This window comes from Kineococcus sp. NPDC059986 (assembly GCF_040702905.1).
Taxonomy (GTDB): domain Bacteria; phylum Actinomycetota; class Actinomycetes; order Actinomycetales; family Kineococcaceae; genus Kineococcus.
The window spans coordinates 36,722-46,105 of sequence record NZ_JBFBND010000035.1 but is presented as its reverse complement, the minus strand read 5'-3'; the positions used below and the strand labels follow the sequence as shown (position 1 = coordinate 46,105).

The following is a 9,384-nucleotide window of genomic DNA, read 5'->3' as shown; positions in this document are numbered from 1 at the left end:
ACAAGCCCGCGTGGGTCGACGGTGTCGGCCCGGTCCCGGCCGACGTGGCCCGCGACCTGGCCGGCACCGCCGGGGCGCAGTGGCGGGCCCTCACCGTGGCTCCGGGCACCCGGCACGTCGTGGACGTCGCCGCCGACACCTACCGCCCCGGCGCGGCGCTGCGGCGGTTCGTCACCGCCCGCGACCAGACCTGCACCGCCCCCGGCTGCCCGGTCCCGGCGGTGGACTGCGACCTCGACCACGTCGTCCCGTTCCCGGCCGGTCCGACCACCGCGCAGAACCTGCGCGCGGTGTGCCGCAGCCACCACCGGTTCAAGACCCAGTACGTGTTCGAGGACCGGCGCCGACGTCAGGTCCGCGACCCGGTCCCCGACGACCCGCCCCCGTTCTGATCCCGCAGTTCGACGCCCGCGTCGCCGATCTCCACCACCCGGTCCGGGCACACCGGCCCGTCGACCGTCACCGCGCGCCCGTCCGGGTAGACGACGTCCACGTCCCCCTCGAGGCACCCGGACCCGAGGACGACGAGACCTCCGCTCGGTTCGACCGTCCCCTCGTCGTCGTCCCAGACGACACGGACCGCCGTCGTGCCGTTGTTCTCGAAGCTGACGTCGCCCGCACTGCCGCACCCGCCGAGCAACACCGCCGCAACCGTCCCCAGAACCCGCTGAGTTCCTCCCATGGAGAGACTCTGCCCCCACAGCCGGCACCGGGATCCCGGCCTGCCGGGAACTGCACCACCCGTGCACGGGATCGCCCTACATCGCGTCCGGTGCCGCGATCCCGAGCAGGTCCAGGCCCGTGGCGAGCGTCCGACGGGCGACGGCGCACAGTGCCAACCGACTGCTGCGCACAGGTTCGTCCGCGCGCAGGACGGGGCATGCCTCGTAGAACGAGGACACGGCGACCGCGAGCCGCTGCAGGTACCCGCACAACCGGTGGGGTTCGAGCGTTCGCACGACCTCCTGCACGACGCCCGGGAACCCGGTGAGCAGGAACGCCACCCGCAGTTCCGCGGGGTGTTCCAGGACGGTCACCGCATCCGTCGCGCCGCCGGCCCGGGCGAGCAGGGTCGCGAGCCGGGCGTGCGCGTACTGCAGGTAGGGCCCGGTGTCCCCGTCCAGGGCGACCATCCGCGCGAGGTCGAAGACGTAGTCCCGCCCCAACCCCGACGACAGGTCGGCGTACTTCACCGCGCCGATCCCCACCTCGCGGGAACCGGCGCGCTGTTCGGCCTCGTCGAGCAGGGCGTCGAGGGGCACGGTCCCGCCGTCGCGGGTCTTGAAGGGCCGTCCGTCGGCACCCAGGACCGTGCCGAAGGCGACGTGTTCCGCGGTCACGTGGTCCGGCAACCACCCCGCCGCGCGGGCGAGGGCGAACACCTGGTCGAAGTGCAGACCCTGCCGCGCGTCGACGACGTACACGAGCCGGTCGGCGCCGTCCACGTCTACCCGGTACCGCAGCGCGGCGACGTCCGTCGCGTCGTACCCGAAACCCCCGTCGGACTTGCGCAGGACCAGCGGCGGGAGACCGGGGAGGAACGCGCACACCGCCCCGTCGGACACCCGCAGCAGACCGAGCGCGTCGAGGTCGTCGACGGTCCCCTGCAACCGGTCCTGGTAGCTGCTCTCCCCCACGACGTCGCCCGGCTGCAACCGCACCCCGAGGCGTGCGTAGGCCGTCGCGAACGCGGCCGCCGACACGGCCACGACCCGTTGCCACAGTTCCCGGGTCGCCGGGTCGCCGTCCTGCAGCAGCACGACGCGCCGCCGCGCCCGGTCGGCGAAACCGGGTTCGCCGTCGAACCGCGACCGCGCGGCCCGGTAGGCCGCGTCGAGGACGGCGAGGTCGGGGTCGGGTGGGCACCCCACCTCGGACAGGTGTTCCAGGAGCATCCCGAACGGGGTCCCCCAGTCCCCGACGTGGTTGCGCCGCAGCACCTCGTGGCCCGCGAACTCCAGGACGCGCACGAGGGCGTCCCCGATCACCGTCGACCGCAGGTGGCCGACGTGCATCTGCTTGGCGACGTTGGGCGAGGAGTAGTCCACGACGACCCGTTGCGGGGCAGCAGGTCTCTCCGCGCCGAGGTGCGGGTCGGACGCGTGGGCCGTGACCTGCTCAGCCAGGAACTCCGGCCGCAGGGTGAGGTTCACGAAACCCGCTCCGGCGAGGACGGGCGGGAGGCAGAGGTCGTCGACCTCGAGCGCGTCGAGCAACCGCCGCCCGAGCACCCGCGGCGGTTCACCCAGCGGTCCGGCCAGGCGCAGGGCCAGGGAGGTCTGGAAGTGGCCGAACTCGGGCCGCGTCGCCGGCCGCAGCTCGGGGTCGGCGTCCACGCCGAACGCGGCGAGCGCGGCGGCGGACAACCGGGACGTCAGGGTGTTCTCGATCGTGGTCACTGCGGTTCCTCGGGGTGCGACGGGAGCGTCACCCCTCGGACGAGGGGTGGGTCAGGGGACGCGTCGGCGTCGTCGTCGCAGCACCCGGGTCGAGGACATGGACGTCAGCGTAGCGTCATAGGCTGCCGCGGGTGTCCCGGCGTGACGACATCCTCCACGCGAGCGCCCAGGCGATCGCCGACGTCGGGGTGCGGGGGTTGCGCGTCAGCGACGTCGCCGCCCGCGTGGGCGTCGCGACGAGCCTCATCTACTACCACTTCACCGACCGGGACACCCTCGTCGCGGCCGCCCTCGACCACGTGACGCGCCAGGCGCTGGAGTTCCGCCGGCGCCCGGGCACCGAACCGGCGCGGACGGTCGAGCGGCTCCTCGAGCAGTTCGCGGCGGAGTTCGTCGACGACCCCGAGGTCGTCGACCACTCCCGGGCCTGGAACGAACTGCGGGCCAGCGCGGTCCACGAACCGGCACTGCGGGAGGCCATGGCGGTCGCGAGCCGCGCCTGGACGCAGGACATCGCGGACGCCGTCCGCGAGGCCCAGTCGGCCGGGAACGTCGCCGCGGACGTCGACGCCGACACGGTCGCCCTGCAGGTCGCGGTGTTCATGGAGGGCCTCGACAGCCGGTGGCTGACGGGCGAGCTGACGACCGCCGACGCCGTCCGCGCGCTGCGGGACCTCGCGGGCCGACTGCTGTCGACCCCTGGTTCCTGACTGACTTTTCAGTCTAGGATTCCCCCGTGACCGCCGACGACGCGCCGCTCTTCGACTTCTTCTCCCAGCCCGCGCTCCCCGCCCCGGACGTGCCGGCCGAGGAGTGGCGGGTCCTCCTGGCGCAGGCGTGGGGGCTCGACGTCACGCTGCGCTCGCTGGGGAGCCAGCAGGACCAGAACTTCCTGGCCCACGACACCGACGGCGCGGCCGTGGGAGTCGTCAAGATCAGCAACCCCGCGTTCAGCGAGGCCGAGGTCGACCTCTCCGACCTCGCCGCCGACCTCCTCGCGACGGGCCGGCCCGACCTGCGCGTCGCGTGTGTCGTCCGCCACGACGACCGCCCCCTGCGCGGCTGGTTCGACACCTCGCGCGGTCGGCTGCACGCGCGACTGCTGACCGTCGTCCACGGCCGGACCCTCAACGGCCCCCGCCACCTGTCCCCCGCCGTCGTCGAACGGCTCGGCGTCCTGGCCGCCGCCGTCAGCCGGACGCTGGAATCCGTGGAACACCCTGCGCAGGAACGGGTCCTGCAGTGGGACCTGCAGCACGCCCGGCGGGTCGTGGAGCTGCTGGCCCCGCGGGACCCGGACGCCGACGTCCGCGAACGCGTGCTCGCCGCCGCCGCCGCCGCGTTCGCCGCGCTGGAACCGCTCGCCGACCGGCTGCCCCGCCAGCTCGGCCACTTCGACCTCACCGACGACAACGTCGTCGTGGCGCCCGGCGGGGTCCTGCCCGACGGTGTCGTGGACTTCGGCGACGTCCTGCGCTCCTACCGGGTGGCCGAGCTCGCCGTGACGATCTCCTCGGTCCTGCACCACGCCGGCGCCGAGGTCGAGAGCGTGCTGCCCGCCGTCCGCGCCTTCGACGCCGAACGCCCCCTCACCGACGACGAGGTCGACGCGTTGTGGCCGCTCGTCGTCCTGCGGGGAGCCGTCCTGGTCCTGTCCGGCCGGGACCAGGCCGTGCTCGATCCGGACAACGCGTACGCGCAGGACGGGCTGGACCGCGAGTGGACCATCTTCGCGAAGGCGGCCGAGGTCCCCCTGGCCGTCGTCACCGCGCTGCTGCGCGACGCCCTCGGGCGGTCGGGGCCGCGGGCACCGGCGACCGGGGCCCGGCTGCTCCCCGACGGGCTGGTCGTCGACGTGCTCGACGCGAGCACCCGGTCGGAGGTCAACGACCTCGGCGCGTGGCAGGACCCGACGACCCTGGACCGCGAGGCCGCCCGCCGGCTGGCCGCGGGCGCGGACGTCGTCGTGCTGCCCCACGGGGTTCCCGTGCTGACGGGGTCGCCGACCCTCAGCGCGACACCACCGGCGTCGGTGCCGACGGGCAGCACGCTGTGGCTCGGTCGGGCCCGACCGCTGCGTGCACCCTTCCCGGGGCGGGTGCGGGTGAGCGGGACGACCGTCGAGCTGGCGGGCACCGACACCGTGCTGCGGATCGCCGGGGCCGAGGCGCTGGAGGGTCCCGTCGAGGCGGGGGCGGAGTTCGGCCGGCTGCCCGCCGGGACGCCCGTGCTCGTGCAGGTCCTGCGCCGGGGTGACCTCGACGTGCCCGCGCGGGTGCGGGCCGCCCTCGCCCCCGGCTGGCTGGCCCTGGTCGCCGACCCGGCGCCGCTGCTCGGGGTGGAACCCGTGGTGCGCGAGGCGCCGCGGGAGGTGCTGCGCCGCCGGGAACGCGTCCTCGCGGAGGTGCAGGAGCACTACTACGCGCAACCGCCGCAGGTCGAACGCGGCTGGCGCGAACACCTCGCCGACGTCGACGGTCGCGTCTACCTCGACATGGTCAACAACGTGGCCTCCGTCGGGCACGCGCACCCGCGCGTCGCCGATGCCGCGAGCCGCCAGCTGCGGCTGCTCAACACGAACTCCCGGTTCCACTACGCGGCCGTCGCGGAGTTCGCGGAGAAGATCGCCGCGACCCTGCCCGACGAGCTCGACACGGTGTTCCTCGTGAACTCCGGGTCCGAGGCCGTCGACCTCGCGCTGCGCATCGCGATGGCCTCCACGGGCCGCCGGCACGTCGTGGCGATGCGCGAGGCGTACCACGGGTGGACGTTCGCCAGCGACGCCGTCTCGACGTCGGTGCAGGACAACCCGAACGCGCTCGCGACGCGGCCGGACTGGGTGCACACGGTCGACGCCGCGAACTCCTACCGCGGCAGGCACCGGGGTGCCGACGCGCACAGATACGCAACCGAGGCCGTCGCGACCATCCGCGACCTCGCGGCCCGCGTCGACGTCGCGGGGTTCGTCGCCGAGACGTACTTCGGGAACGCCGGTGGGGTCGCGCTGCCGCCGGGGTACCTCGAAGCGGTCTACGCGGCCGTGCGCGAGGCCGGGGGCCTGGCCGTGGCCGACGAGGTCCAGGTCGGGTACGGCCGGCTCGGGCAGTGGTTCTGGGGTTTCGAGCAGCAGGGCGTCGTCCCGGACGTCGTCGCGGTGGCGAAGTCCATCGGGAACGGGTCGCCGCTCGGCGCCGTCGTGACGCGCAGGGAGATCGCCGACCGCTACCGGACGCAGGGGTACTTCTTCTCCTCCACCGGCGGCAGCCCCCTGTCCAGCGTCGTCGGGTCGACGGTGCTCGACGTCATCCGCGAGGAACGGCTGCAGGAGAACGCCGCCGAGGTCGGCGAGCACCTGCGCGCGCGACTGCGCGAGCTCGGCACCCGGCACGAGCTGCTCGGCACGGTCCACGGCGACGGGCTCTACCTCGGTGTCGAGTTCGTCCGCGACCGGCACACGCTGGAACCGGCCACCGCCGAGACCGCGGCGATCTGCGACCGCCTCCTGGAGCTCGGCGTCGTCATGCAGCCGACGGGCGACCACCTCAACGTCCTCAAGGTCAAACCCCCGCTCTGCCTCGCCCGGGAGTCGGCCGACTTCTTCGCCGACACCCTGGACCGGGTGCTCACGGAGGGCTGGTGACCCCGCCCGGCAGCAACCTGCCGCCCTGTCGCGTGCCGGCGCGGGAAGTGCCGGCCGTGCTGGCCGCGGCGCGCGCCGACCGGGACCTCCCGTGGCCGCAGACGACGGCGCGCACCTGGGCGCGGGTGCGCCGCGACGGCGACCGGGTCGAGCACGAGGCGCTCGTGGCGGCCCTCACCCACCGCACGTCCCGCGCCGTCCTGGCCGCCCTCGCCGACCCGGCCGACCCCGAGCTCCTCGACGTCGTCGCCGACGCGGTCCTGCTGCGCTGCGAGCAGTCGAGCTGGTGCTGGCCCGCGCACGACGGGACGCTCGTGCCCGATCCGGCGCGACCCGTCCTCGACCTCGGCGCCGGGGAGGTCGCCGGGCAGCTCGCCTGGACCGACCACACCCTCGGCGACCGGCTCGACGAGCGGTGGCCGGGGCTGCGCGCCCGGTTGCGCGACGAGGTGCGCGTCCGGGTCCTCGACCCGTTCCGGCAGCGGCGCGACTGGCACTGGCTGGGCCTGGACGGAGACGTGCACAACTGGAACCCGTGGATCCACGGCAACGTCCTGGCCGCCGCCCTCGCCCTGACGGACGGCTCCGAACGGGACGAGCTCGTCGCCCTGGCGGTCGAGGGGATCGGCCGGTACGTCGCGGCGCTGCCCGAGGACGGGGCGACGGACGAGGGGTTCGACTACTGGTTCAACGGTGCCTGCCGGGCGGTCGAGGCGCTCGACCTCGTCCAGGACTGGACGCGCGAACCGCGGTTGCGGGCGACGACGGGTTTCCCGCCGGCCCTGCACCTCGGGGGGACGTGGCACGCGTCGTTCGCCGATTCCCGGGCGCGGGCGGCGGACGACCTGCCGTGGCACGCCCTGCACGCGGCGGCACGGCGGGTGGGGAACGCGCAGGCCCAGACCTACGCGGCCTTCCTCGCGGCCGAGCAGGAACGGGCGGGCCGCCCGCGGGTCGACGTGCGCGTGGGCCTCGGCCGCGTGCTGCGCGAACTGGCCGACGACACCTGGTGGGCCGCGCGGGACCGGGCCGTCGCGCCCGCGCCACCGCGCCGCTCGGTGCTGTCCTCGCTGCAGGTCCTCGTGGCGCGGTCGGACCCCCTCAGCGTCGCGGTGAAGGGCGGCCACGACGACGAGCACCACAACCACTGCGACGTCGGGTCGGTCGTCGTCGCCCTCCACGGGGTTCCCGTGGTCGTCGACCCGGGCCGTCCCACCTACACGGCGGCGACCTTCGGACCCGACCGGTACGGGATCTGGACCATGGGCAGCGCCTGGCACTCCGTGCCCCGGGTCGGTGGGGTGGACCAGACCCCCGGGCGCGCGAGTGCGGCACGGGACGTCGTGCTGGACCTCGGACCCGACGCGGACGAGGTGTCCCTCGACCTGCAGGACGCCTACCCGGGCAGCGGGGTGGCGACCTGGCGGCGCAGCGTGCGGTTGGACCGGCGGCGCGACGAGGTCGTCCTGACCGACCGGTGGACCGGCGCCGACACGGCCCGGCCGAGCGTCGTGCACCTCGTCCTCGCGGGAACGGTGGAGCTGGGTGCCGGGCGCGCCGTCGTGCAGGCTCTGGAGGGGGCGGGAGTGCTCGAGCTGTCGTGGGACCCCGCGTCGGTGGTCGGGGCCCGGCTCGACGTCCGGGAGCTGGACGACCCGATGCTCCGGGACGTGTGGGGTGGGCGGCTCACCCGCTTGCGGCTGGAACTGCCGCATCGGCGGGACGGCAGCCTGGGAGTCGCCTGCACGGAGATCACTCCCAGTGGCGGAGGGTACGGGGCGCGCAGATGCTGAGGTGGTGACCGATCAGATGGAAACCACCGCCCCCGGTGCGCCGACGACGAACGACGCCGGCATCCCCGTCGCGAGCGACGAGCACTCCCTGACCCAGGGTCCCGGCGGCGGGATCCTGCTGCACGACGCCTACCTCATCGAGAAGATGGCGCAGTTCAACCGTGAACGGGTGCCCGAGCGCGTCGTGCACGCCAAGGGCGGCGGCGCCTTCGGCGAGTTCCGCGTGACCGGTGACGTCTCCGCCCACACCCGGGCCGCGCTGTTCCAGCCCGGTACCACGACGCCGATGCTGGCGCGGTTCTCCACGGTGGCCGGCGAGTCCGGCACGCCGGACACGTGGCGCGACCCCCGCGGCTTCTCGCTGAAGTTCTACACGAGCGAGGGGAACTACGACGTCGTCGGCAACAACACCCCCGTCTTCTTCGTCAAGGACCCGCTGAAGTTCCAGGACTTCATCCGCTCGCAGAAGCGGCGCGCGGACAACCACCTGCGCGACCACGACATGCAGTGGGACTTCTGGACGTTGTCCCCCGAGTCCGCCCACCAGGTCACGTGGCTCATGGGCGACCGGGGCATCCCGCGCACGTGGCGCCACATGAACGGCTACGGGTCGCACACGTTCCAGTGGATCAACGCCGAGGGCAAGCGCACCTGGGTGAAGTACACGTTCAAGAGCGACCAGGGCAACGAGTTCTTCACGCAGGACGAGGCCGACCAGATGGCCTCGATCGACACGGACTACCACATCCGCGACCTGAACGAGCACATCCGCGACGGGGAGTTCCCGTCCTGGACGCTGCACGTCCAGCTCATGCCGGAGGAGGACGCTGCGGACTACCGCTTCAACCCCTTCGACGTGACGAAGGTCTGGCCGCACAGCGACTACCCGCTGCAGGAGGTCGGTCGCTTCACCCTGAACCGGAACCCCGAGAACTACTTCGCCGAGATCGAGCAGGCCGCCTTCGAGCCGTCGAACATGGTGCCGGGGGTCGGGGTCAGCCCGGACAAGATGCTGCTGGGCCGGATGTTCAGCTACGCCGACGCCCACCGGTACCGCATCGGGTCGAACTACGCCCAGCTGCCCGTGAACCACGCCAAGGCTCCCGTCAACAGCTACGCCAAGGACGGGGCCATGCGCTACAGCAACCCCGGCGTCCCGGTGTACGCCCCGAACTCCTACGGGGGTCCCGCCGCCGACCCGCAGCGCGCCGGTCACACCGGCAGGTGGGACGCGGGCGGGGAGCCGGTGCGCGCCGCCTACGAGCAGCACGCGGAGGACGACGACTGGGGCCAGGCCCGCACACTCCTGAACGACGTCATGGACGACGCAGCGCGCGGTCGCTTCGTCGACAACGTCGTGGGGCACCTGCTCAACGGTGTGAGCGACGCCGTCCTGACGCGCGCCTTCGCCTACTGGGACAACGTCGACAGCGCGATCGGCGGTCGGATCCGCGAAGGGGTCGCGCAGAAGCAGGACCTCGTGGACCCCAAGGCGGAGGAGCAGGGCAACTCGGCCCGCCGGTCGGCGCAGCACAAGGCCTGAGCGGTCCAC

Annotated in this window: 7 protein-coding genes; 5 read left to right on the top strand and 2 right to left on the bottom strand. The window is 73.7% G+C overall.

The genetic code is table 11. The annotated features are described in order from the left end of the window. A partial coding sequence (locus AB0637_RS20490; protein ID WP_366174536.1) for an HNH endonuclease signature motif containing protein occupies positions 1 to 392 on the top strand: 392 nt, incomplete at its 5' end. Here the strand turns inward: AB0637_RS20490 and AB0637_RS20485 are convergent. Both AB0637_RS20485 and argS read right to left on the bottom strand, forming a co-directional pair. Continuing rightward, complete coding sequence (locus tag AB0637_RS20485; RefSeq protein ID WP_366174535.1) at positions 350 to 682, bottom strand: hypothetical protein; 333 nt, start codon at positions 680 to 682, stop codon at positions 350 to 352. The genes AB0637_RS20490 and AB0637_RS20485 overlap by 43 nt on opposite strands. A 76-nt stretch (positions 683 to 758) precedes the next feature. Continuing rightward, complete coding sequence (argS, locus tag AB0637_RS20480) at positions 759 to 2,399, bottom strand: arginine--tRNA ligase (RefSeq protein WP_366174534.1); 1,641 nt, start codon at positions 2,397 to 2,399, stop codon at positions 759 to 761. A 131-nt stretch (positions 2,400 to 2,530) separates the two neighbouring features. On the opposite strand from argS, the gene AB0637_RS20475 reads away from it, so the two are divergent. Genes AB0637_RS20475 through AB0637_RS20460 form a run of 4 tightly spaced genes read left to right on the top strand, consistent with a single transcriptional unit; the run spans position 2,531 to position 9,375 of the window. Beyond that, positions 2,531 to 3,109, top strand: coding sequence for a TetR family transcriptional regulator C-terminal domain-containing protein (locus AB0637_RS20475; RefSeq protein WP_366174533.1), 579 nt, complete (start codon positions 2,531 to 2,533; stop codon positions 3,107 to 3,109). Positions 3,110 to 3,135: 26 nt separating this feature from the next. Further along, a complete protein-coding gene (locus tag AB0637_RS20470) occupies positions 3,136 to 6,039 on the top strand; it encodes an aminotransferase (RefSeq protein WP_366174532.1) in 2,904 nt (967 codons plus the stop codon). Continuing rightward, positions 6,036 to 7,832: a heparinase II/III family protein gene (locus AB0637_RS20465; protein WP_366174531.1), complete on the top strand. Its 1,797-nt coding sequence runs from the start codon at positions 6,036 to 6,038 to the stop codon at positions 7,830 to 7,832. The genes AB0637_RS20470 and AB0637_RS20465 overlap by 4 nt, the downstream gene beginning before the upstream one ends. A gap of 16 nt (positions 7,833 to 7,848) precedes the next feature. Then, positions 7,849 to 9,375: a catalase gene (locus AB0637_RS20460; RefSeq protein ID WP_366174541.1), complete on the top strand. Its 1,527-nt coding sequence runs from the start codon at positions 7,849 to 7,851 to the stop codon at positions 9,373 to 9,375. The last annotated feature ends 9 nt before the right edge of the window (positions 9,376 to 9,384 follow it).